Source organism: Halomonas sp. Cn5-12, assembly GCF_021532545.1.
GTDB lineage: Bacteria > Pseudomonadota > Gammaproteobacteria > Pseudomonadales > Halomonadaceae > Vreelandella > Vreelandella aquamarina.
The window spans coordinates 1-25,138 of the sequence record NZ_JAKGAY010000040.1 but is presented as its reverse complement, the minus strand read 5'-3'; the positions used below and the strand labels follow the sequence as shown (position 1 = coordinate 25,138).

General features: G+C 53.6%; 19 protein-coding genes. 10 read left to right on the top strand and 9 right to left on the bottom strand.

Translation table 11 applies throughout. From position 1 onward, the window contains the following. Nucleotides 1-692 (top strand): transposase (locus L1249_RS15715; protein WP_235253721.1); only part of this gene is annotated, 692 nt, incomplete at its 5' end. A 630-nt stretch (nt 693-1,322) separates the two neighbouring features. Here the strand turns inward: L1249_RS15715 and L1249_RS15710 are convergent. Further along, nucleotides 1,323-1,652: a hypothetical protein gene (locus tag L1249_RS15710; protein WP_089675895.1), complete on the bottom strand. Its 330-nt coding sequence runs from the start codon at nt 1,650-1,652 to the stop codon at nt 1,323-1,325. A gap of 231 nt (nt 1,653-1,883) precedes the next feature. On the opposite strand from L1249_RS15710, the gene sstT reads away from it, so the two are divergent. The 5 genes from sstT (at nt 1,884) to L1249_RS15685 (ending at nt 5,958) form a co-directional block, all read left to right on the top strand. Next, nucleotides 1,884-3,101, top strand: a complete 1,218-nt coding sequence (sstT, locus tag L1249_RS15705) for a serine/threonine transporter SstT (protein WP_089675894.1) — start codon at nt 1,884-1,886, stop codon at nt 3,099-3,101. A gap of 80 nt (nt 3,102-3,181) precedes the next feature. Continuing rightward, entirely contained in the window at nt 3,182-3,712 is a 531-nt protein-coding gene (locus tag L1249_RS15700; protein ID WP_089675893.1) for a helix-turn-helix domain-containing protein, read from the top strand. Then, nucleotides 3,709-4,449: an AzlC family ABC transporter permease gene (locus L1249_RS15695; RefSeq protein WP_228168264.1), complete on the top strand. Its 741-nt coding sequence runs from the start codon at nt 3,709-3,711 to the stop codon at nt 4,447-4,449. Before L1249_RS15700 ends, L1249_RS15695 begins: the two co-directional genes overlap by 4 nt. Then, nucleotides 4,446-4,781, top strand: coding sequence for an AzlD domain-containing protein (locus L1249_RS15690; RefSeq protein ID WP_228168265.1), 336 nt, complete (start codon nt 4,446-4,448; stop codon nt 4,779-4,781). The genes L1249_RS15695 and L1249_RS15690 overlap by 4 nt, the downstream gene beginning before the upstream one ends. 277 nt (nt 4,782-5,058) lie before the next feature. Further along, nucleotides 5,059-5,958, top strand: a complete 900-nt coding sequence (locus L1249_RS15685) for a sucrase ferredoxin (protein ID WP_137094807.1) — start codon at nt 5,059-5,061, stop codon at nt 5,956-5,958. 89 nt (nt 5,959-6,047) lie between these two features. On the opposite strand, the gene L1249_RS15680 is transcribed toward L1249_RS15685, so the two are convergent. Continuing rightward, nucleotides 6,048-8,048, bottom strand: a complete 2,001-nt coding sequence (locus tag L1249_RS15680) for a TonB-dependent siderophore receptor (RefSeq protein WP_390903839.1) — start codon at nt 8,046-8,048, stop codon at nt 6,048-6,050. A gap of 656 nt (nt 8,049-8,704) precedes the next feature. Here L1249_RS15680 and gdhA point away from each other — a divergent pair. Continuing rightward, entirely contained in the window at nt 8,705-10,057 is a 1,353-nt protein-coding gene (gdhA, locus tag L1249_RS15675) for an NADP-specific glutamate dehydrogenase (RefSeq protein ID WP_228168267.1), read from the top strand. A 136-nt stretch (nt 10,058-10,193) separates the two neighbouring features. Then, nucleotides 10,194-10,607: a nucleoside diphosphate kinase regulator gene (gene rnk, locus L1249_RS15670; protein ID WP_044629527.1), complete on the top strand. Its 414-nt coding sequence runs from the start codon at nt 10,194-10,196 to the stop codon at nt 10,605-10,607. 94 nt (nt 10,608-10,701) lie between these two features. On the opposite strand, the gene L1249_RS17730 is transcribed toward rnk, so the two are convergent. Next, complete coding sequence (locus tag L1249_RS17730; protein ID WP_082051448.1) at nt 10,702-11,031, bottom strand: GGDEF domain-containing protein; 330 nt, start codon at nt 11,029-11,031, stop codon at nt 10,702-10,704. A gap of 280 nt (nt 11,032-11,311) precedes the next feature. Between L1249_RS17730 and L1249_RS15665 the strand changes: the two genes are divergently transcribed. Both L1249_RS15665 and nadS read left to right on the top strand, forming a co-directional pair. Then, nucleotides 11,312-11,650 carry a type II toxin-antitoxin system RelE/ParE family toxin gene (locus tag L1249_RS15665; protein WP_228168268.1) on the top strand — a complete coding sequence of 113 codons (339 nt, stop codon included), beginning with the start codon at nt 11,312-11,314 and terminating at the stop codon, nt 11,648-11,650. Continuing rightward, a complete protein-coding gene (nadS, locus tag L1249_RS15660; RefSeq protein ID WP_228168269.1) occupies nt 11,647-11,931 on the top strand; it encodes a NadS family protein in 285 nt (94 codons plus the stop codon). The genes L1249_RS15665 and nadS overlap by 4 nt, the downstream gene beginning before the upstream one ends. A gap of 129 nt (nt 11,932-12,060) precedes the next feature. Here nadS and L1249_RS15655 read toward each other — a convergent pair whose 3' ends face one another. The 6 genes from L1249_RS15655 to L1249_RS15630 all read right to left on the bottom strand — a co-directional run. Further along, nucleotides 12,061-15,156 (bottom strand): type III restriction-modification system endonuclease, encoded by a 3,096-nt coding sequence (locus L1249_RS15655; RefSeq protein ID WP_228168270.1) that lies wholly within the window; start codon nt 15,154-15,156, stop codon nt 12,061-12,063. 102 nt (nt 15,157-15,258) lie between these two features. Continuing rightward, nucleotides 15,259-16,932: an RNA-binding domain-containing protein gene (locus L1249_RS15650; protein WP_044629532.1), complete on the bottom strand. Its 1,674-nt coding sequence runs from the start codon at nt 16,930-16,932 to the stop codon at nt 15,259-15,261. Nucleotides 16,933-16,942: 10 nt separating this feature from the next. Further along, complete coding sequence (locus L1249_RS15645; protein WP_228168271.1) at nt 16,943-18,916, bottom strand: site-specific DNA-methyltransferase; 1,974 nt, start codon at nt 18,914-18,916, stop codon at nt 16,943-16,945. A gap of 10 nt (nt 18,917-18,926) precedes the next feature. Further along, nucleotides 18,927-19,715, bottom strand: a complete 789-nt coding sequence (locus tag L1249_RS15640) for a DUF4391 domain-containing protein (protein ID WP_213262103.1) — start codon at nt 19,713-19,715, stop codon at nt 18,927-18,929. Continuing rightward, a complete protein-coding gene (locus tag L1249_RS15635) occupies nt 19,712-22,975 on the bottom strand; it encodes a helicase-related protein (RefSeq protein ID WP_213262104.1) in 3,264 nt (1,087 codons plus the stop codon). The genes L1249_RS15640 and L1249_RS15635 overlap by 4 nt, the downstream gene beginning before the upstream one ends. A gap of 617 nt (nt 22,976-23,592) precedes the next feature. Then, nucleotides 23,593-25,138, bottom strand: a 1,546-nt coding sequence (locus tag L1249_RS15630; RefSeq protein ID WP_235253720.1) for a response regulator, incomplete at its 5' end; no start/stop codon positions are given.

Sequence of the window (25,138 nt, the reverse complement as noted above, 5' to 3'; positions counted from 1 at the left end):
CCGGGGCACAGGTTCGTGTGCGCATCGACGCCGGATTCACCGACAACGACACGCTGGAAGCCCTGGAGGATCGGGGGATCGAATACCTGGGCCGGTTGCGCAGTCACACCGGTCTACAGAAGCTGGCAGCACCGCTCCTGAAGCGGCCACCCGGCCGGCCACCCGAGCAGCCTCGCGAGTGGTGCCACGACCTGGCGTATCAAGCCGGCTCCTGGCCGGCACCGCGGCGCGTAGTGCTGGTGGTGCAGGAACGCCCCGATGACCTGCTGCTGCATGCCTTCTTCCTGGTCACCAACCTCGGCAAGTTCGACTGGCCGCCGGAGAAGATCCTGGCGCTCTATCGCAAGCGGGGCAGCGCCGAAGCCCATATGGGCGAGGTGAAGTCGGCACTCGACGTGCACCTCTCGTCGACGGATCGCGGCGCCTCCACCGTTCAGGACGTGATGGCCCGCAACGAGGTGAGCCTGCTGCTCAGCCTCTACGCCTACCAGGTCCTGCATGGCCTGCGCTGCCTGCTGGAGCGGCAAACCCGACAAGGCTGGAGTCTGAGTCGGATGCGCGAGCAGGTGCTGAAGGTGGCCGCCACGCTGAGGCTGCACGCTCGGCGAATCACGGTTCATCTCGGAGCCGCTGCCGACAAGTGGTGGCCGACCTTGCTTAAGGGGCTGCCAAAGCTGACCGCACTGAGCTGACGCTCCTGCGAGACCACCACCGCATCAGAAAGCGAGCGACCGGAGCGGCGTTCGGCGATCACGGCTGCTTTGAAGGTCGAGATTAATTCCTGGAGGTTATAAATCGGCGAAAGAAACGCAGTGTTCGGGCATTACGAAGCAGGCGCTCACGCCGGAAATACGGACCCTTACGAGCAATGCCGATGGCACGTAGCTTCAGACTGCCCGATCAGAGCCCTCGTGAATGAGGCGGGATCAGGAGATTTTTAACTTGGTCATGGGAGTGCCAAAGCTGATCCCACAGCGTCATCGTGGCAGTTCTGCGCATTATGGAAGTACCGCTCGCAGTCAGGGTGAACGAAAGGGCTCAGGACTTAGCTGTCCCTATGGCATTTTTCGCCAGCGCCGCTGGCTTTTAGGGTGCCCTTTATTCACTGCAATAGGCCATTAGTCCAGTAAATTGGCGGCAATTACAACCAAAGTCTAACCACTTTAGTCGAAATAATTGTTGTCGATTAGTCTTCGTAGATGAGTTTGCTTGGCTTTGTTTTCAGTGATTCCAGTGCTTAATCTGTAGCGCAATAAGCACGCAGAACATGCTGATAGCAAAACGGCTTGCTTCCCAATGGGTTGCAAGCCGCTTGCCCGTTATTAGTCCAGATTATCCAGCGTTACCACGATATCCCGGGTAGAAACATCGACGTTCCAGAAGGTATAGCTGTCATCGTCCTCGTCGACCAAGCGAATATCGAATAAGGGACTTTTATACCCCGTTAGCGTCACGCGCTGGGTATCCCCATTCATCAACACGTCGCTGCCCAGCACGTCCTCCTCCCAACTTTTCGAATCCTCCGGGCTCACGTACATATAGTAAATGGTGTAGCCAGTACGGTTGGTGATATCGACGTAGTAGTCGGCCGCCATGACCAGCGACGAGCTACACAGCATCAATAGTGCCGCGAAAAACACCTTCATACGCATGCAACGTTCCTTCTTCTTTTGGAATAGGCGGGAAGTAGCACTAAAGCCACGCTGCGATGATGCCCCGCAGCAAGCGAAGTATAGTCTGGCGCTCATTTCTGTGACAGCGAGTGCCGATTTGTGGCACACCCACCCCAGAGAAGCCCTCAACTGATAGAATGCTGCCCCTTTCAGGCGCGGTGGCGCTTACCGCCGCATCGCTTCCCCCTTTTACTACCTGAGAGTCACGCAATGATTGCCACCGCTACCACCGTTTTTCGACCCTTGTTACGGCTGGGGCTTATTCCTCAAATCGTCATCGGTATTGTCGCTGGGGTGCTGTTGGCCCTACTCGTACCCGACATAGCCAGCGATGTAGCCCTTCTCGGGCAGCTTTTCATTGCCGCGCTGCAGGCCGTGGCGCCTATTTTGGTCTTCGTGCTGGTGGCGGCGGCCATTGCCGCCCATCAGGCGGGCCAGCCGACACATATTCGCTCGGTGCTCTTACTCTACGTCGCAGGTACGCTGATTGCCGCGTTGATTGCCGTAGCCGCAAGCTTCGCACTTCCCACGGAGCTGGCCTTGGATACGGGACAAGTCGACGGCAACCCGCCGAGCGATATTTTTACCGTGCTGCGTGACTTACTGCTCAACGCGGTGGCGAACCCTGTGACGGCTCTGATGGACGCCAATTTCATCGCCATTCTGGCCTGGGCCATTGGCTTGGGGTTGACACTTCGCCAGGCCAGCGACACGACTCGCCAAGCGCTGAGCGACTTATCCGCCGCCATTACGCGTATTGTCACGCTGGTAATTCGCTTAGCCCCACTGGGTATTTTCGGCTTGGTGGCCGGTACGCTGGCGGAGTCTGGCGTGCAGGCACTGCTTAACTACGCCCAGCTATTGGGGGTGATCGTTGGCTGTATGCTGTTCGTCGCGCTAGTAAGTAACCCGCTATTGGTCTACTTGGCTACCCGCCAAAATCCTTACCCGCTGGTGTTTACCTGCCTACGGGGCAGCGCCATTACGGCGTTTTTCACTCGCAGCTCGGCGGCCAACATTCCGGTCAACCTGGAGCTTTGCCGCCGCTTGGACCTGGATGCCGACACCTACGCGATCTCCATTCCGTTAGGTGCCACCATCAATATGTGCGGGGCGGCGATCACCATTACCGTGATTACGCTGGCGACTACGCACACCCTGGGAATTAGCGTGGATTTCCCCTCCGCGCTGCTGCTCTGCATCGTATCGGCTCTGGCGGCCTGCGGTGTGTCTGGCGTGGCGGGCGGTTCGTTGATGCTGATTCCCATGGCCGCCAGCCTGTTCGGCATTCCGACCGAAGTGGCCATGCAGGCCGTCGCCATTGGCTTTGTGATTAGCGTGGTGCAAGACTCTACCGAAACGGCGCTCAACTCCTCCACCGATGTGCTGTTTACCGCCGCCGCCTGTCGAGCGCGTAAGCCTGATTAACGCTCCTTTGTGGCTCGTCGATTGACAGATCGCTGTTCCTTATATAGAACGTTCCATAAAAGGAACAACGGGCAATCACCATGAACGAGCACTCTCTTGTTACGCTAGGCCAACACCTCCAAGCCCTTCGTAAAGCGCAGGATTTATCGCTCTCGCAACTTGCCAACGCGGCGGGCATCGCGAAATCCAACCTATGCCGCTTAGAACAGGGCAACGGTAACCCCACGCTAGACACCATTTGGCGGCTGGCCGTCCAACTCAACGTTCCGTTTGGCACCCTGGTGGCACCGATCAGCGTACCGCTCGGTGAGGATGGCGTGCAGGTACAGTTGATCGACCAGGGTAAGGGCGTGCCACAGGTGGATGCCTACTGGATGCGCTGCGCGCCCAATACGCTGCGCCACGCCGAGGCCCATACCCTGGGCACGCGGGAAACGCTGACGCTCATTAGCGGATGGTTAGAAGTAGGCCCAGAGGGTGCGACCACCACGCTCACCCCTGGCGAAAGCATCACCTTTCAGGCCGACCAGCCGCACCTGTACCGTACGCACACCGATGAAGCCACCCTGCTACTCACCGTCACCTACGGCCAAGAAGGGACCCCACCATGAGCCAGCCAGCCGATCACACGGTGCACGCCAACCACTCACCGCTGCGCTCTGCCTTACAGGGCGTGCGTGAAGCAATTCCGTTGTTAGGCGGCTATATTCCGGTCGCGCTCTCGTTTGGTTTGGTCGCGACCCAGGCCGGTTTTACCACTTGGGAAGCGGCCGCCATTTCAGCGCTGATCTACGCGGGTGCCTCGCAGTTTCTGTTCGTGGGCATGATTGCCGCTGGTGCGCCGCTATGGCTGGTGGTGGCCATGACGCTACTCATCAACGTGCGCCACGTGGTGTACGGCCCCAACTTGGCCGCGCTGCTGCCTAGTAGCCGCCACTGGCCTTGGCTAATGCACGGCCTGACCGATCAAGTCTTTGCTTTGGCGCTCACACGGCTCCCCCAACTACCGGAAGTAAAGCGGTTTAGCTGGTTTGTGGGTGCCTCGCTGCTGGCGTGGGCGGTGTGGATTATCGGCACGGTAATAGGCGCGACCGGCGGCGAAGCGGTCACCGCCCGCTGGCCGCTACTGGGGGAGATCATGCCCTTCGCCCTCCCCGCGCTGTTTCTCACCATGGTGGCACCGCGCTTTACCGACAAGCGCTGGGCTGCCGCCATGCTATGTACCATTTTTGCCGCGCTGGGGTTGAACCTGGCCGGGTGGAGCAACGTGGCGATTCCCCTTGCAGCTGCCTGCGGCGCGCTGTGCTTCTACACGGTCACCTTTCAACCACGGAGGAGCCGCCCATGAGCAGCGCCATGTGGATCGCCGTCATTATCTGCGCACTCGGCACGCTGCTGATGCGAGTGGTGCCCTTTTTATGGATGCAGCGGCGGTTGGGCAGCGCAACGGGAATGAACGCCATGCCCCAATGGCTGGTGATTCTGGGCCCCATGATGATTGCCGCCGTGTTGGGCGTCTCGATTGTGCCCGTCAACCCCAGCCCTGTCTCTTGGTTGGCCACCGCGATTGGCCTGAGCGTTACGCTGTTGGTGTGGCGTCGCCTGCGCTCACTGGGCTGGCCGGTGGCCGCCGGGGTGGGAGTATTTGGGGCGGTGGAGGTAGTGGCAGCCCTTATTTGATAATGCTTTGCATTAGCTTTTACAACATGCCATGATTTCGCCTTTCTCCGTGACACCGAAGGGCACGTATGCAGACAGCAGACGCTTATGGCAGCCGCACAGGGTGGCGGGTGTTGCTTATTTTTTGCTCCACCCTGCTGCCTTTCTTTGCTATAGCCAATGAAGTAGCCACCACTGCTGATTTACCTACTCAATGTGACCAACCACGCCTAGTAACGCTCTACCAAGGAGCCACGGACAGTGCCGTAGACGAAATATCTCGACATGAGGCAGCCCTATGAACCACACCTTCTGCGCGGATTTAAGCCGAGAGCAGCAAGACCCGCTGGCGGGTAGCGCCGCTCATGCCGAGCGCAACTTACTGCTCAGCTGGCCGCGCGCGAAGTGGCAGCGCAAACTCCGCCACGCCAGCGATATGAGCGATTCATTAAAGGAAACGCTAGATACGCTGGCTGACGATGGCCTACGCATCAACCTGATCCAACAGCCGGGCATGGAAAAGTACCAGCATCAGCTCTTTCTGATGCCGGAGCGGCGCCGCTTTCGCGTGGCACGATGGGAATTAGAGGCGTTCTTCAGCGCCTTTCAAAGTGGCAGCCGCCTTAGCCAGTGGGAGGAGCAGCCAGCGATGCGCAATGATTTGGTTCTTTGCTGTACCCACGGTACCAAAGATAAGTGCTGCGCGAAGTACGGTTATAAAACGTTCAAAGCGCTAGCCAGCACGGTAGCTGAGCACCCGCTGCCCTTCGAGGTATGGGAGAGCAGCCACCTCGGCGGCTGCCGACTCGCTGCCAGCGTGATCGTGCTGCCAAACGTGCGCAAATATGGGCGTATTACGCCAGAACAAGCGCTGCCCTTCTTACAGGCCGAAGCCCGCCAACAGCGCTTTTTGCCCGGCTACCGTGGCGGCTCACAGCTCACTCCCGCGCAGCAGAGCGCTGAAATCGCTGCGTTGACGCAGCTCAGCACGGAGGCAGGACAACCCACTTTGGTTCTGATCAGCGATCACGGCGACGACCAAACACGAGAGATACGCTTTCAGTGGCGGCTCGACCAGCAGCAGGGGGAACTGACTGTGCACTGCCAAGCCACCACTCTGTGGCGTGTGGATACCTGTGCTGACCTAGCGCAAGGCCCCACCGAAAGCACCGTATGGCAGGCCAAAGTGAATGGCTAGTTCATAGTCTCCTGAACCCAGCAGCAACGAACGACAACGCACGGCTCAAAGCCGGGCGTTGTGCGTCAAGGCTGAATGCAAGCGATCGCTTACCAGCGGTACTTCACGCTGCCGATAATGCTGCGCGATTCACCGTAATAACACCAGTACTCACAGCTGGCGACATACTCTTCATCGGTCAAGTTATTGACGTTGACCTGCGCCTGCCAGCCGTCGGCAAACTCATAACCGACCATGGCATCCGCCACCATATAACTATCGACGGCGGTATTATCCGCGACGCTCGTATCCACCGTGCTGCCTACGTAGCGAACGCCTGCCCCCAAGCTCACGCCTTGTAGGGCTCCACCGGTAAAGGCGTAATCCAGCCATGTAGAGGCTTGGTGGCGGGGGATCAACGGTGCGCGCTGATCGTCTTCCAAGCGCGAATCCGTGTAGGTATACGCCGCCGTGACTTTTAACGCATCGGTAAGATAGCCAACGCCTTCCAGCTCAAACCCTTGAGAGGTGCGCTCGCCTTCCTGAACCTGGAACCCGGCAGGAGAACTCACGAGCGTATTGTTCTCTTTCAGATCGAACACAGCGGCCGTCACATAGCCATCCCAGCCAAACGGCGCGATTTTGACACCGGCTTCCCACTGCTCGCCTTCGCGGGGTTCATATAGATCGCCCGCGTCGTCCACCCGTCCCACCGGATCGAACGACTCGGTGTAGCTGATGTACGGGTTGATTCCTTGATCACTCAAGTACATCGCGCCGCCCGACCAAGAGACCTGGTCATCATCAGAGCGCTGCGTGACGCCTGAGGTCAGATTGCGGTTCTCGGTTTCGGCCTGATCGACACGCACACCGCCAAGCAGCACCCAGCGATCATCGATGCGCAGCTGGTTTTGAGCGTACAAACCGGTCTGCTCTTTATCGATCTCACGGCTCAACAAATCATCCGCGCCCACCGGCGTGAAGTTGCCGTAGGTAGGGTCGAACACATCGATAGGATCGCCAAATGGGAACGGGTCGGCTTCTTGCCCACTCACCCCCAGGTTCTGATAATCGACACCCAATAACAGCGTGTTTTCGGTGCGGTCCGTGTACCAGTTACCCACCATGCGGTTATCGACCGTCCAGCTATCGATAGAACCATCGCGATAGACATGGCCACGCGTTGCCCGACGGGCATCCGACATGAAGAACGCATAGGTGCTGCGTAGCTCCAGGTCTAGCTCGCTGTAGCGTAAATCTTGTTCAAACCGCCACGTATCGTTGAGGTCATGGCGCAGCTCGTAACCCAGCGCCCACTGCGTGCGGTTATCACGGTCGTAGCCCGGCTCGCTGAGGTTTGTTTGCGGGTCGACGCGGCCAAACGGCGTATCCTGCACGGTGCCGTAGGGCAGTTTGAACGGGTTTACCGGCACGCCATCGTCTTTCTGCACGCTGGCCAAGAAAGTAACGGTCGTATCGTCGCTCATATCGACGGCGAGGCTAGGCGCGAAGTAATAGCGCTCGTTGTCCGTGTGGTCGAGATCGCCATCGCGCTCTTTGTACAAGCCCACCAACCGATAGCGAACGTCACCCGACTCACCCAACGGCCCGCTGGTATCGACGCCTACTTGGCGATGATTCCGGTTGCCAAGCTGGAAATTCACCTCGCCCTGCGGCGTTTCCGTAGGACGCTTGCTCACCGCATTGATCAAACCACCGGGAGGCGCCTCGCCGTACAGAATCGAGGAAGGTCCTTTGAAGACTTCGACTCGCTCCAAGCCATACGGCTCAGGCAGCCACTGGTAAAAGCCTTCACGGTAAATGCGTAACCCATCCTGATAAGTGGACTGGTCAAAACCACGCACCTTGAACCAATCCGTATTGTTGTCACTGCCATAGTGGCCTGACAGCACACCGGCACGATAGCGGAAGGTTTCATCCAGCTGTTGCACGTTGCGGGTTTCCAGCTCTTCCCGATCAACGCTAGAGACCGGGCGCGGCGTCTCCACCAGAGGCGTATCGACCTTCAACGCGGTCGCGGTGACCACGGTGGTACCGGTGTCAATGGTCTCTTCTTGAGCCAGCGCGGCCAACGGCGCAGCGAACAGCATTCCACCGAGCGACACCACCAGTGAACGACGAACGGCAGCAGGCAACGGCGCGACGGAAAACGGGAGAGTTTTACGGAGCATGAGGAAGTCTCAACGGGTAGGAAGAGGAGTATCGTTATAGTAAAGCGAATGATACGGATTTTTATTCACAATCACAATCACTCTGGTGAGGCAAGAGGCTTGGGGAGGAACGGGGGGTTCGAAGGAGGAGCGGTGGAAGCACCAATAGAGACAAATGAGGTCATATCCACGGGTTCTCGGCACAGGTACACCTTTCGATCAGAGCTTGGACGAATCATGCGACGACCTCCACCGCGACAAACCGGGCGGGACGACAACGCGGAGGCACGGGAAACCCTTGCACGATTAACCGTTTTTCCCACGCCATCAGGTCAGCTAACGTGACGGTTTGCGTTGCAGCATACGCACTGCCTGGACAAAAGATGAACCTTCCCCCAGGCTTTCGTTGATAAATCGTTTATTAGCGGTTTTTGATTGCACTCTTTTGGTGCTTTTGGTTTGCTACTTTAGTCTATTTTTTTAAATTATTTTCTCATGCCGAAGCTGCATAGGGTATGCGGCTTACAGTGCTCGTAGTTAAATCTCTCTCAGCACTCACTAGATCATTTGCGCTCTAATTATGAAGGGGGAGAGTCATGCCGTATGTTGGAGACACACTGGCGCGTTTAGCTCAAAGCAGCCCTGCTCAAAAAGAATTTTATCAGGCAACTGAAGAGGTACTAGAGTGCCTTCGTCCATTATTTGCTCGAGCACCGCACTACCATGACCACAGTATTATTGAACGTATCGTTGAGCCTGAGCGTCAGGTTATGTTTCGTGTAAGCTGGGTAGATGATGCGGGGCGTGTTCAGGTCAACAAAGGATACCGTGTGCAGTTCAATTCAGCACTAGGCCCCTTTAAGGGAGGTTTGCGCTTTCACCCTAGTGTGACATCTGGCACCATTAAGTTCTTAGGATTCGAACAAATTTTTAAAAATGCGCTGACAGGTCTACCCATTGGAGGTGGGAAAGGCGGATCCGATTTTGATCCCAAGGGTAAGTCAGATAATGAAATTATGCGTTTTTGCCAATCATTTATGTCGGAGCTTTATCGCCATATTGGGCCACATACAGATGTCCCTGCTGGTGATATTGGCGTGGGCACCCGCGAGATTGGCTATCTTTTTGGGCAATATAAGCGCTTGACCGGTCGATATGAAGGCGTTCTCACGGGTAAAGGATTGAACTGGGGTGGATCCTTAGGCCGTAAAGAGGCGACGGGATATGGTGCCGTTTATTTTGCTGAAAATATGTTGGCGGCTAAAAATGACACATTGCGTGGTAAGTATTGCTTAGTGTCAGGATCAGGGAACGTAGCCATTTATACGATTGAGAAGCTCTACGAACTGGGTGCCAAACCAGTTACGTGTAGCGACTCTAAGGGTATGGTTTATGACCCAAAAGGTATTGATTTAGTTTTGCTCAAAGAAATAAAAGAAAAGCGGCGAGAATCGTTACACGAATATGTCAACGCACGTCCAGAAGCACATTACACATCAGTACAAGAATATCCTCAAGATGGCCATGCGGTGTGGCGCATTGAAGGCGAGGCAGCATTCCCTTGTGCAACACAAAATGAGCTTACTGAGGCAGATGCTAAGGCGTTAATATCAAACGGCATCGTCTGTGTGAGCGAAGGGGCTAATATGCCTTCAACGAAAGGAGCAGTGGATGCCTTTTTAGCGGCAAAGCTTGCCTATGGGCCTGGTAAGGCAGCAAACGCTGGTGGTGTGGCGACTAGCCAGTTAGAGATGGCTCAGAATAGCAGTATGGAGCAGTGGACATTAGAGAAAGTAGATCAGAAACTTAAAGAAATTATGGCCGATATATATCGGCAATGTGCTGAAACAGCAGAAGAATTTGACGAGCCTGACAACCTAGTGCTAGGGGCTAATATAGCGGGTTTTAGAAAAGTAGCTGATGCAATGATTGATCAGGGGGTAATCTAGCCTTTTGCTAAAAAGGTATAGACTGTCCGATAGATGCCCTTCCCTTATTTGGGAAGGGCTTTTCTGTCATGACGATATGAATGTGGTGTTCTTATATTGGCTATGAGTACGTTTTTCATGTGTTAAGGAAATTAAAATGGTTCGACGTCCTTCTATAATTATCAATCGTCTTGACGCTGAACGTCTTCAGCGCTTGATTGACAGTGCAACAGAAAAAGACTTGATGGTGGCGCAGCTGCTGGAGGAAGAGCTAGCTCGCGGAGAAGTGCTTGATCCTCAAGATATTCCAAATGATGTAGTAAGCATGAATAGCCAAGTACGGTTTACTGATTTAACCCGCGGTAGTCAGATGGTTCGTACATTGGTTTACCCTCATTCAATTGGGGTTGTTGAGGATGGGATTTCAGTTATGGCACCTATTGGAGCTGCATTGATTGGCTTAAGAGTAGGTGATGTGATCGAGTGGCCACTACCTAACAACACCAAAGTAAATTTGCGTATTGATGCTATATTTTGGCAGCCAGAGCGAGAAAAGCAGTTTCATCGCTAACTGATTAAAAGATTAAAGCAGTCATAGATAGTGCTTTTAAGTGCCTAAGCTGGATGAAAGTAACTAAATATCAGCTTGGTAAAGTAATTTTCGGTTAGCCATCGGCATCTCCTTCAACCTTATTACGTCCACTTTGCTTTGCCTGATAGCTGGCCATATCGGCACGACTAAGAATGTCGTCGATTGTATTATCACCTTGATGGAAATGACTCACTCCAATACTAGCGGTGACTTGCCATTGGCGTCCTTGCGCCTCAATCGAGCTTTCCGCAATGCTTACACGCAGAGACTCGGCAATGGTGAGCGCACGTGCTGGAGTACAGCCAGGCAACAATACGGCAAATTCATCCCCTCCTTGTCGAGCGGCATAATCCCCTACTGTGAAGCAATATTTAGAAGAAGCATCTAGAAATGGTGGGCCCAGTAGGACTTAAACCTACGACCAAGGGATTATGAGTACAACCAAACAAACTTTGGGATCGCGCCTGCAATGCGTAAACAAAGTCTTTTCAATGAGTTAGGGTTTTCCATGGTTTACATTACTCACATGGTTTTCACCCTGTTAGCAGCCAAATGGCAACCGCATGACAACCAGCTGGCAACCAAATCACTGCCAGCCACGGCAAAATATAGGGTCGATAATTGATAACTCAAAATGTACTATGTACACTAAAATACGCACTGGCTAAAAGAAGTCCCCTAACATGAGTCATGCGATTGAATTTATCGAAACCCCGACGTTCACCCGCCAGATTCAGGTCATTGCCACAGACGACGAATTAAAGGAGCTACAGCGCACTCTGATTGCTCAACCCGACAAAGGTGACCTGATTCAAGGTACGGGAGGTCTGCGCAAAATACGCATGGCGTTGGGCAACCAAGGCAAGAGCGGCGGAGCCAGGGTTATCTACTTTTTGGCAACGGCAGAAAGAGTTTATCTGATACTGGCCTACCCAAAGAGCGTCAAAGATAACTTAACGCCCGCTGAAAAGGCCACCCTGAAAACACTGACCCACCAATTGAAGGAGGAGGTTTCCAAATGAGCATTTTTGACGAACTGCAAACATCGCTGCAGGAAGCCGTTGAGATCAAAAAAGGCAAAACGCAGGCCAGCCGCATCACACGCCATGAAGTGGCTGATGTAAAAGCTATTCGCACCAAGTTACACGTCTCGCAAGCCGAGTTTGCCGAGGCGATGGGCACCAGTGTAGACACCATCAAAAGCTGGGAAACCAAACGCCGTAACCCTACAGGGTTAGCCGCTAAGGTACTGGCGACGATTCAGGATGACCCTGCGTTTTTTGAAGAGCTGGCTTCGCACTAAAGCAATATCGACCATAAGCAAGCATCATATGGGCGAGCTCAAGGAGCTTTATATTGTCGGTAGCTGCCGAACACGCAGATCCACATCAACTGTCAAGTATGACTTGACAGTTGATCGCCCTCGAGCAGCTTACGGACCTACCACATCCATCAGCTTGGCGTAGTCTGTTACCACGTCGTACTTCACTTTATCACCGGTGACCTGCTGACTGATCTCGGCGAAGAACTTGCGAGCACATTCAATCTTGGTTTTTTCGATCTCGCGTAGTTTCATGGACGACATCGAGCCCTTGGTTTCAGCGACAAAGTAGATGTGTTTGACGTTACCTTCTCGGAATGAAATAGCCCAGTCTGGGTTGTAGTCGCCCACCGGGGTAGGAATCAGGAAGCCACGTGGCAACTTGGCATAAACCACCACCTCAGTGCTGGTATCGAGCTCTTTGACAAAGCGACGCTCAACGTCAGAATCAGTAATGGCGTAATCGTAGACATGATTCTTCAGCTTCTGCGTAGCACGTGAGAAATCCTGCCCTGTTTGGCTAGCCATGAAGATATCCACATCATACCGCTCATCCACTTCATCATAAGCCAAGCGCTCGATGACCATGGCGGCTTTCTGCTCAGTGATCAACCGAGAAGCCTCGGCAATGAAATGCTCCGGATTTTGCTGGAACTGCTTAAACACCGCCTCCTTGATGCCTTGCAGTACGCGAGCAGTCGTCTGACGGGTCAACTGTGCATTGGCTGCCACTTTACCCAATAAGTCATAGCGAACCAGCGAGTGGATAGAGTTACCATATTCCGTGGCCGTTTCCTCAACCTTGAAGCCTTCACCTTTTCTCAGTTGCTCGTCAGTCAGTCCATCCTGCTGTATGCCTTTCTGCACAGTATATTGCAGCGGCGTCACGCGCAGCGCCTGGTTCAGGGACGCAATACACTTTTGAACCAGCTCATCCGAGTCGAATTCGACACGGTACACCGCTTTGCGGTTGATACGCTGCCATAGCGCCTGGAATTCTTTTTTGTCGAAGTTAGCGTTGAGGGGGTTGGTTTTGGGTTTACGGCCATCCTCGATCTTCGGCAGTTGAGCATCGCTGAACACACTGTCGATCAAGTCAAACACCTGATCGGCATAAGGCTTCAGGTCATCCGGTAGATCGGCCAAGGTACCCTGCTTTTTGGCATTGTGATAATCATCCGTGATTTGGTCATCATTATCGGTATAGTCGTTCTTTACTAGGTAACGGTAAATCTGTTTGGCCATAGCGGCCGTCACATCTATCGGGCCTTCTTCGGTGAGTAACTGCTTACCAGTAAAGTAGGCTTCTGTTGCCTGGCGCGGCCGAGCACTCAACGTATCACCAATCTCCTGTTGCAGACCAGCGACAAAGTCCTTGTAGCTTTCACTGGCAATCACGGTCAATACGTTGATGGTGTGCACCACGGCGAGGTTATCCATACGATCACCGTGCTGATCCACCGACAAGCGTAACCCGCGCCCCACCTCCTGGCGCCGTGAGATAGTGTTATCACTGTGTTTGAGCATGCACATGACAAAGACGTTGGGATTATCCCAGCCTTCACGCAGGGCCGAGTGGGAGAAGATAAATCGTGTCGGCTCCTGGAAGGACAGCAGGCGTTCTTTGTCCTTCAATATCAGGTCGTAAGCGTCGACATCGTCAGAATCAACCGATCGCGCCCCAACTTTAGGGTCTTTCAAACGATTGGTCTTCTTGTCGATGGAGAAGTAGCCGTTGTGCGTGCTCGCCGCGTCGATACCGTCCAGATACTGCCGGTAGGCTTCATTATCGATGGCCAGCTCAGATAAATATTCATTCTTTAGCAGCTGATATTCTTCTTCGAAGATGCGGGCGTACTCGCCCTTCTCATCCGGCTGGTCATAGTCGCGGTACTTGACCACCTCGTCGATAAAGAACAGCGACAGCACCTTGATGCCCTGAGAAAACAACTGCTTTTCCCTGTCCAAGTGGGCTTTGATGGTTTCGCGGATCTGAATGCGCCGGATGTCACTCTCAGACACATCGCCGTTGGCTTCACCGGCCCTCAATACGAGCCCATTGGTAAACTCCACGGTGTCGGTGGTGGCGTCGATCTGACTGATGGTGAAGCCATCACGGTATTGGTCCAGCTCGCCGGACTCGGCAAATAGGTCATCCCGGAACTGCAGGCGGCGCAACTGGCGTTTAATCTCACCGGACTTAAGCCTGATTTCCATCTCGATGCGGGCGATAGGCGCTTGCCTGGATATATCGATACCTTCCAGATACAGATAGGCATTGGTGCCCGCCAGGCCTCGCGTCTGGATGCCACGCACAGCAATCTTTTTAACCAGCTTCTGGTTATAGGCATCCAGCGCATCTAACCGGTGAATACGGTTGTGCTGGGTTCGGTGTGTGGCCGAATAACGCAGGATCATCAGCGGCTTGAACTGGGGCAAAGCCTCCATGGTGGCTTTGCCTTCCATCTTCTGCGGTTCATCCAGAATCAGTATGGGGCGGTTGGCGGCGATTACATCGATCGGCTTGCGCGACTGAAAGTCATCCAGCTCGTCGTAGATTCGGCGGTTGTCCTTGCCCCGCGCGTTGAAGGCCTGGATGTTCATCACCATGACGTTGATACCGGCATCTGATGAAAAGCTTTCCAGCTCGTGCAGTCGCTTGGAGTTATAGATGAAGAAGCGCGCCTTCTTGCCATAACTCTCGGTAAAGTGATCTGCGGTGATCTGAAGGGACTTGTATACACCTTCACGGATGGCAATGGACGGCACCATGATGATGAACTTGCTCCAGCCATAGCGTTTGTTCATCTCGAAAATTGTCTTGATGTAGCAGTAGGTTTTGCCAGTACCGGTCTCCATCTCCACGTCCAGATGGATGCGTGTCGCTGCCAGAGCATCCTTTTTGTAGGCCGCCTTGACGGGCCCCCGGTTACCCTTTTTGTCGTAGGTAGTGAATTCGGTCAACGACTCAGCAACCGGCAAGTTCTGCCGACGTTGAACAGCCTGGATATTCTCCAATACCTTAGCTTCGCTGATGGCCAGGTCAGCGTTCTTGAAGCCTTCGTTATCAAAGGCGCTGGCTTGCGAACGTTGGCCTGGGTCAATCCGGTAAGTGAGGCCATCATGCATGGGTTGATGGACGAAACAGTCCACCACGGAATCCACGGCATGGGTCTGGTAGGCCTGGGTTTTAAACTTCAGCTTCATGGCAATCCTTTCTGCAGTCTTTCTGCACTCCTTTCTGCAATGTACGTATATTTATGGCTTGCAGAAAGAAGTAAGCGTTTGTTTAGTAAGTATTTATCGAATTTAAGCGTTGCTTTTTCTTTCTGCAAGCTGCCAAATTGGATGCCCTCTGGAGCCTGAATTATGAATGCGCCCGCGCCGCCTCAGTTTGGTGACCAGGTTGCTGATTTTTGTGCGCTTCTGCTCAGGAGACAGGCCGTCACTGAGTTTGTCCATTAACAGCTTGTCGATTTCCGAGCGGGTAGCGTGCCCGAACTTCTCAAGGTAATCGATCAACAGCTTCGCGTAGAACTCGTCGTCCTGGGCGCGTGTGCGTATGTAGTCCACTTTGTCTGACGTGGCCTTTGCCACTTTTGCGGACACATATAAATTGGGCTTTCTTCCTTCGATCAAGCCAGCGCGGCGAAGACGTGTGATCGCTTCATCAGGCAATGGCAGCTTTTTCTGCACACGGTCCAGGGCCAGGATGTCGGCTAAAGGTAGGTCGGTTTTCTGGATTAGCAGGCGGCTGTAGGCCGGGTCCACAACGCCCCCATAGATGGTCAATCGCACTGCACTAGCTTCACTCAGGTCGTAGTCCGGCATAGGAAAGTATCGCTTGGCCTGGCGGGCATACATATCGTGGATGCCAAAGCCCATGGTGTCGATCATGTTCAACTCGGCCATAGCCTGGGCCAGGAAGGGGTTGCGATACTTTCGGGGTACCCGGTTTCCTTCAAGATAGTCGCCTGGTTGACCCTCAAAAAACATGCCCTCGTTCTCGAATACCAAGCGGTCCGGCTGTTCAATAACAATAACCCGACCATTCCGTGTGTAGTCCTGGTGCGCAATGCAGTTATGCAAGGATTCCAGCACGATCTTCTGATCGTATTTGGCCACTTCTATAGGCAGTAGTTCGTCCTGTGGTAGCAGGCGCAGCTGAATATTACGGATGCGACGATAAAGCCAGGAAGTGCTCAACAAGAAAGGAGGGGAGAAATGCTCGTAAGCCCGCTCGGGACCTTCCAGCTTCCAGGTCATCTGGGCAGGGTGTGGAGAAAGCTTCCATGTGGACTCTGGCTTGCCTAAAAGTAATAGCGTCGTGCGGGTAATTGCTCCGTTCTGAGTGACTCGGGCACGATCCAGGAATGTGGAGAGCGGCCACGCTTCCACCTCTTCGGCCGCGAAACGGTTGGCGTACTTTTTTGCGAAGGCTTTTCGAGCCCTCTGCAGTGCAGCTTCATCCAGGTCCTCAAACGTTGCGCTTGACACTGGCTGGGCTGTCCAGTCTTCGGCAATAGTTTGCTGGCGGATTTCATCTTGTTTGGCGAAGCCCAATGGCACGAGGCTTTCACCCGCTCGGGAGTAATAATGGCCTTTCCAAGCAATTGGTATGCCGCGCGGGGCAGCCGGAATTTCAAACAGTACCACCCGACCGGCGGTGTCTTCCAATACATGAATGTTACGGAAGGTCACGCTCGGTTCCGTGCTTTGGGCAATTTGATGCTTTAGCCCATTCAGGCGATCAGCTTCTTCTCTGTAGTGAGTGCCTGAAATCGCACGTGTTTTGTTATTAACGCCAAAAACCAGCCAAGCGCTTTCCTGCCCTGAGAGGTTGGCTTCATTGCTCAAAGCCGAGAAGTACTCACCAATCTTATCGGTCTTGTAGTTCTCGTCGGCCTGCTTGAACTCCACCACCTCGTTTTCCCAGGTGCCGATCAGGGTATTAAGCAGCGTTTTGAGAGCTAGCTGGTCCATACTGCGATCCTCAGAGGCTTCTGACTTCAGTGCTGGGCGACAGCTGACGGAAGATCTGCTCGACGTTGATCTTCACCGCATCAGAGGCAAAACCATTGTCACGGAACACCACCCGCAGTGGTTCATGCTTGGCCAGTTCCTTGACCAGCTCTTCGGTAACGCCCGTGTCGAAGCAGGCGACCAGAGCGTTGTCATCGACGAAGAACACGGTTTTGTCTTGCAGGGTTTCGCGGCGAATCGGCAGGGTCAGATCCACACCCCAGTCCACCAGCACCTGGAACAGCAGATCTTCCGGCGTTCGGTCCGGTTTGACGTTGTCCACCGCTTCCAACAGGTCACCTTGAGACAGCTCATCGGGACGGTAGTAGATGTCCTTCATGTTAGAGGTGTCGACCTTGAGCACCCGGAAGCCGACATCGCGGTTCCAGTTGGGGTGGCAGTCGCCGTCAAGAACTTGCCTGCCAGCGCGGCGGACGCGCTCCCGACTTACTTCCGGGATCGTCTTGAATCCGGCCTTGAAGGCTTCTGACTTTTCGTCCGCCGCTTCATCAAGCTGGACCATGATGAATTTCCTATTCCCGCCGTCTTTCGCGTTCTGGAGCATTACGGAATGAGCCGTGGTCGACGACCCTGCGAAGAAGTCAAGGATGATGTCTTTATCCTCCGTCATCATCTCGATGACTTCCTGCAGAACCAATTCGTCCTTAGGGAAGTCAAAAAGGTCGCCCCCCATCAGAGCCCGCAAGCGCTTCGAAGCGGCGCGGCCGTCTTGATAGAACACGCTGTAGGGTGTCTGGAGCTCCTTGTCTTTCAGATAGCTTTTGATGCAGGGCACTGCGTTCTCGTCGTCTCCAAAGTGAACTCGGTCGGCATCAATCCACTCCTGCATGCGCTTTGGATCGCTTGTCATCCAGCCGCGTGAGGGAACCTTTACTGGTTTCTTGGTTCTTGGATGAGGCACCTCGTACCTTGGCCCGCCGCCACCTGGCCAAGAAATATCAGCTGCAAAGTAGACGCCTCGGCTGTCAATATTGCTGTAGTGTTTGTGCGCTTTCGAAGGATGACCGTCGGCCAGCGACCGATACCATCCCTTCATTCCTTCCGTCATCGCTTTGTAGTCGTTACCGTATTGGCGTTTCAGCCGCTCATATTGCGCATAAATCTCGTCCAGCCCCTTTTTTCGTTGCCGCCAAGTCACCCCGTTCTCGCGCAGATATTCGGAATCGCGCGCATAGCACACGATGTATTCGTGCGAGACCGAAACCAGCCGCGAGTCATTCTTGCGCCCAGCCGCCCAAACCATGTCGGCGACGAAGTTGGACTGGCCGAAAATCTCGTCCATGATCAGACGTAGCCGTGGCTGTTCGCCCTCATCGCAGGACACGAAGATGGCCCCATCTCGCGTCAGTAGGTTTTTCGCCAACCTGAGGCGTGGGGCGATCATGGTCAACCAGTTGGAGTGGAACCGGCCATTGCCTTCCGGGTTCGCGACAATGCGCGCGCCTTCCTCGCTCCGTTCGCCCGAGGCAATTTCCTGCGTCACCTGATCCGTGGCAAAACTGTCTCGATAAATGAAATCCTTGCCCGTGTTGTAGGGCGGGTCGACGTAGATCAACTTGATCTGTCCGAGGTAAGTGTCCCGGATCAGCTTGAGCGCTTCGAGGTTGTCGCCCTCGATGAACAGATTTTTCGTCGTATCGAATTGAAGACTTTCACCCGGAATGGGGCGTAGCGACTTGTTGATCGGCGCATTCGCAAGCGCTAACGCATCCCGCTTCCCCGGCCAATCCAACCGATACCGCTCCTGCGGTCCTTCTACAATGGAGTCACTCAGTTCCTGCCGTAACTGATCGAAATCCACCGCCAGGCGTATTTTCCCCGTCGCCTCATCCTTAGCTTCGGTCACGCAGCCGGGAAACAGCTCACGAATCTTGGCAATATTTTCCTGGCTCAGATCCGGGCTGTGCATTTTCAGTTTTTCCATCGTATTGCTCTCAGTTTCTCTGTGAAGCAGTCTGCTGTTGCATCAGCCGCTGCAGTTCCTGTTTGGCATCGCGCAGCTGGGCATTTATGGCTACGCGCTTGTTGAATTGTTTCTCGCGGTCTAGCCGCGTTCTGATCCGTTCGACTTGTTTCTGCTGGCTGACGATGGCCTCGGCAAGCTCAATATGCTGTTCCAGCGTCAATCGCTCGGGCTGCGCCGCAGGTGTTCCCACGGTATAGCCCGCTGCCGCGCCATCGCGGATTTGTGGGGGTGGTGTGCGCAGATCCTCTGTAGCGCTGGCCACCTTACCTTGAACTAACGGACTGAGTAATTGCTCATAAAGCCCGGCCATATCCAGTGCCACCGGGAGCGGCTGACGCGGAGAGCTCTCCGGCTGCCAGTCCGTTTCGAAGTAGCTTCCCACTACCCAGCGGCTACTGTCCGCGGCACTTTTGGGGCTTTGCGCGGGCCGTTTGTAAGCTGCTGTTAGCTTAATGCGGCCACCCTGTGCCAGCTCAAAAATTAGCGGAAAAGGTATGGCGCGGTCGATGGCCTTGAGTACGTCCTGGTCCAGACTGGCACCCTTGAGGCTGAGACGAAAAACCTGGATTTCTGTCACTGCAGGCGTGGCTGGCAGATTGACCGTTTCCGGGGCCAGTTTGTAGGCCCAATTGATCTGCTCCACCTGTTGGACAAAGCGTTCCTTAAGGGCTGCACTGACGGAGGCATGCTCGTATATCTTGCTCTTGGGCACCACTCGGCCAAAGGCCGCCTGCTTTGGCCAGGCATAGAGGGTCATGCAGTGCTGCCCTCGATGACCAAAAAGGCAATCAGCTCAAAATCATCCAGCCCCTGTATGGTGGTGGTCAGTGCCGTGGTGCGGCCGCCGCCAAACAGGCTGTCGATGTCCTTTTCGTCCTTCACTTCGATCATGCTGCGAATGGCCTGGCTGAGCAGGTCGGAGTAGGGCTGCATATTGCGCCCGTCCTGGGTCCGATCATTGAACAGCTGGCACAGGGCGCGGATCGGTTCATCCTTGCCCTTGCAACTACTGCGGATCAGGTCGAGCAGGCGCTTGACTTCGGTATGGTCGGCAATCACCTCACCGTCGTTCCCGATATACACCAGGTAATAGGGGTGCAGACGGTTCTGCTGATTGACGTTGACGCTTTCGTGGATGTTTCTCAGGGCGAAAATAACACCAGGCAGTAAGCCGACGCCCGGTTGCGCCGGAACGATGGCGTGCATGCCGAAAGGCACGTTATCCAGCTCGCCGTTGGCTTTCACATAATTCAGCAGGTCCATGCGAAAGTCGTTCAGGCCCAGATCGGTGATCGAGATGCCAGCTTTGACGTCTTCCAGCTCGATGACTTCATTTTGCAGGCGCTTGAGCTGCTCCTTGCGATAGGCAATATCACTGGATTTGGCGGTGAGCACGTTGTCATCACCGGTGGCAGTGACATCGGCGATCACCATGCGATTTTCTACCCGCTCCTTGAGGTTGATGTATTCATCCAGGCTGATATCCGGCCAGTAGTTGACCAGCTGGATTTGCTGGTTGGGTGAACCGATACGGTCGATGCGGCCGAAACGCTGGATGATGCGCACCGGATTCCAGTGAATGTCATAGTTAATCAGGTAGTCACAGTCCTGAAGGTTCTGGCCTTCGGAAATGCAGTCGGTACCAATCAGAATATCCAGCTCGCCGGGCTCATCCGGTAACGCTATCGCCTTTTCCTTGGAGCGTGGCGAGAACAGGGTGAGCAGGCTCTGAAAGTCGTAGCCTTTTCGCAGGGTCGACTTGGGTGCGTCAGAGCCAGTCACCTTGCCGACATGCAATCCGCGCTTCAAGGCCATCGGCGCAAGGTTGTCATACAAGTAATCGGCCGTATCGGCAAAGGCAGTGAAGATCAGCACCTTGCGATTGCCGGGGTTCAGCGGCCGGTCGATCTTGTCGTTGATCAGTTTGAGCAGGTGTTGCAGCTTGGTGTCATCCGCTGGAGCTACCTTGCGCATGGACTCCAACAGGTTGTCGATCAAGGCCAGGTCTGCTGCCAGGTCGTGACGCCAGGAGGGCAGGTCCATATCCGCCAGGCTGATCTGAACTTTTTTACCTACGGTAAATTCGTCCAGACCCGAGAAGCTCTCGTCGTCATCAAAGGCGTCGATATCATCCAGGTAGTCTCCCACTTGACCGGCTTTGCCGCTGGACTCGAAGGCGTCGATTGCTTCCAGTGTACGAGTAATGTTGCCGCTGAGCGACGCCAGTGTCAGGCGGAAAGCGGCCACGGAGCTTTCCAGACGTTTGAGCAGGTTGGTGGTCATCAGGGCCTGCAGGCTGCGCTCACGGTCGGCCTGGCGCAGCTTGCCTTTGCCACCTTCTACCTGGGTATCGTACAGCTCTTCGTACTTGCGCAACCGGCTGGGTAGGATGTAACTGATGGGGGCGTAGACTGAGAGCTTGAGCACCGATAACTGGCTGAAAATCTCGTTGAGGTCAGCCACATCCTGACGTTCAGTAATCGGGCAGTGGAACGACAGCGGCTTGCGGCGCTCGGGGAAGTGACCAATGTCGGTGGTGTCGTAAAAGGTCTGGATATGCTTGCGCGAGCGGGCAATGGTGACCGAGTCCAGCAGCTCGAAGAAGTCGAAGTCCAGGGCTTTGAGGATGGACGCTGCGGTGCGCTGCTCCGGGGGCAAGTCCGACCAGGCGTTGAAGGCCTTCTGTGCCCGGCGGAAAATCTCTTCCACACTGGTGTTGGTTTTCAGATGCTTGCCCAGGGCATCGGACTCACCCTCGTAGGCCAGCGCCAACTGGTTGCGCAGATCGACAAAGCGGTTGTTGACCGGCGTGGCAGACAGCATCAGCACCTTGGTCTTCACCCCGGCGCGGATAACCTTGTTCATCAGCTTCTGGTAACGGGTTTCACGGTCCTTGTAGACGTCGTTGTTGCGAAAGTTGTGAGACTCGTCGATTACCACCAGGTCATAGTTACCCCAATTGACCCGGTTCAAGGGCATGCCGAAGGACTCGCCCGAGGTGCGGGACAGATCCGTGTGGCAGAGCACGTCATAGTTGAAGCGGTCTTTGGCGAAAATATTGGTGGTCAGGTTGCTGTTGTAGTTGCGCCAGTTGTCCGCCAGTTTCTTCGGGCACAGCACCAGGACTGACTTGTTGCGCAGCTCGTAATACTTGACCACGGCCAGGGCAGTGAAGGTTTTGCCGAGGCCTACGCTATCGGCCAGGATGCAGCCGTTATAGGTTTCCAGCTTGTTGATGATGCCGGTGGCTGCGTCCTTCTGGTAGTTGAACAACTTGTTCCACACCAGGGTATCGCGATAGCCGGTCAGCTCATTCGGCAGCACGTCTTCGTCAACATCTTCCAAGAAATCCCGGAAGATGTTGTAGAGCATGATGAAATAGATGCGCTCGGGGGAGTTCTCCTGGTAGACCGACTCGATGTGCTCGCAGATAGCAGCGGTAACGTCTTCTACCTTGTCAGGGTCATGCCAGATCTGATCAAAAAGTTGCAGATACATCTGCACATGGCTGGGATCGTCCATGCGATTGACGAAGTTGGAAACGGCATTGCCTTGTTGGTAACCCAAATCGACCGCGGTGAAGCCGTTGATAGGCATATAGGCAGCCGCTTTTTCTTGCCCGCCGATATACATAAAAGGCTGCATAGGGGCTTTGGTTTTGTTCGAGCGAAATTGGGCCTTCTTGCGAATCCACTGTGCACATTCCCGTGCGACTGCGCGTTGAGTGAGCTTATTACGCAGCTGAATCTCAAACTCGGTACCATACAGCCCGCTTTCACGCTGGGATTTTGGGATGAAAAACTCCCGCCGCTCTTTTTTTAGCCTGTCTGTGACTTCATTGGGTACAAAGGTAGGTGCGGTGAAGATGAACTGCAGGCTGTCGACGCCGGAAAGCTCTTTCTTCAGCGCTTCGAAGGCGTAGATAGAGAAGCAGGAGGCGGCAATCTTCAGCCTGGCACCTGGGGTGACGGTCGCTTTGAGGTCGTCGCCCAAGAGGCGGTTGATGTTGTCGATCATTTCCACTGTCTTCACCGCATGGGGCGATTTCGAGACATTGGCGACTATTCGTCGCGCCCATCACTAACGCACTAAATATTCATTGCCGTTAGACAGTAATAAAAATGAGAGAAGATATAAATAGAAGGGAGCTAAAACATGGCAAAAGGAGCCAGAAATCAATAAATCGCTATCGAGGAAAAGCAGAACCTTTAGAAATGGTGGGCCCAGTAGGACTTGAACCTACGACCAAGGGATTATGAGTTCGTTTTTAAAACAATAAGTTACTGACACACAAGGAAAAGCAACCGTAATCGAGCGAAAGGTACAGTTCTTTGGAATCAGTAGCTTAGCGAAGGTTGAGGATAGCACACGAAGCTGGTGTGTGTACCTAGAGAGTACCTTGATAGGCGATGAGCACCAGATCGAAAATCAGCGGAAACTCCAAACTCTATGGCAGCTCAGTCTCGAGCATATCGTGTTCTTATACGAGCTTGTCATAACCCTAAATGGCTACACTATATACTGTGCAGCCATGAAGAGTTTTAATGTAAAATTAGCCTCCAAACAAGTTATCCCCGAATCGCTTTAAAACACAAGGTTATATAAAAATACACTTCCGATGCTTTCTATTGATCTCAAGTTTTCTCAAACGACTTCATAACCCCATCAAGTAATGCAAGAGCCAATTCCTTGTTAGTGTCTTCATACTTCAGCTGCCTTAGCAGGTATGAGTATGCAACCACTAATATTTCTCTCTTCCCTGCAGAGACTTCTTCTGCCCATCTCCGACAACTACGAACATAGACCTCGTAAGGGCAATCTTCTAAATATGCATCCAGATCACCCCACAACCTGGCTTGTCGTATAGTTGGCCAGGAAGCATCCAAGATGGTTTCAGGATGAAAAATCAAACTCAACTCGAGCGTTAAGGGATCCAAGCTGGCAGGACCATACTCAACATCTCCGTAATCTATTAAAACGGCAGAGTCAAAATCAGATATGAGAGAGTTGTAAACATGCAAATCTCCATGAACACAAGGCCATCTTACTTGATACTCCCGATTTTCCATTCGCCGAAGAAAAGACAAGTCATAGCCACCTTTTAATTTCTCATAAGTCCTGTCTGACAGAAGTCTTCTGCGTATTTCTGATATATTCCGCCTAGTACTAGGTACTCCCTCGCCCCATTGGCGAGTAGTATTCTTTATAGCTTCTACAACCTTATCAGAGAACTGTGGAGCGTCCTGAAGAACGTCTAAAACAGATTTATCGTACCCATCGGCCAGACCATAAAAAACCCCAGCTAGTGCGCCTCCACCAAACTCGATTGTTGCCAGCTTCCTTGGCGTCGCCTCTGGCCTAAGCCTTGAAACATGGATATCAAACCTTCTGGCTTCATCTTGTATTTCTGCCATGGAACCAATCTTAGCAACAGCATTATGTATTAATGCCCCACTGGTATCGGTAACCTTAACACGCAAGACTTTTGCTCCCGACAACCCTCCACCAAGCTGTATTATTTTGCAAAAAACTCCTCCAAATTTTTTTGCAAAAATCCTCAGAATTCTCTGCTCAGCTAAACTTAGAGCAACCGTTCCTCTGTCTACCTCTACCTCAGATAGACTATCTATAGCCTGATAAACAACCTGTATTTTTTCAGGAAGTTTTTCGAAATCTATTTTTTTTAAAAAATCTACTGTCCCAAACGTTTGACCTTGACTCCAAATATCAACTTGCTGCTGCTCATTAAGCATTATTGGAATAAAGTTCTCAGCAGATGAACCAGTCAAAACCAATATCGGAACCCCAGGAAGTGCACTTCTCGATCTAGTAAAAACACTCAGCCCATGTTCAGGCTCCTCATCTAAAGCCTCATTCTTTGTTGGAATTTTTAAATCCAAGATGACGTAATCTAAATGCTTTTCATCGATAGCAGAATAAGCTTCATCCCTGCTTTTCGCAAAAAAGCAGTTCACATCCACCTGAAGATCTTCGATAACTTGCTTTATTTCATCAACAAAGCCGACATCATCCTCGACAATTAAGAGATGCATACCTGAATCCGTGAGACCGCCCCCCGGAAGCACTTCTAACCCACTGACCTGCATGGCAATATAGCCATTATCGCCATTCACCCAGACAGTGCCATGCCCAACATAAAGTTCCGCGCCAGTCGCCGCA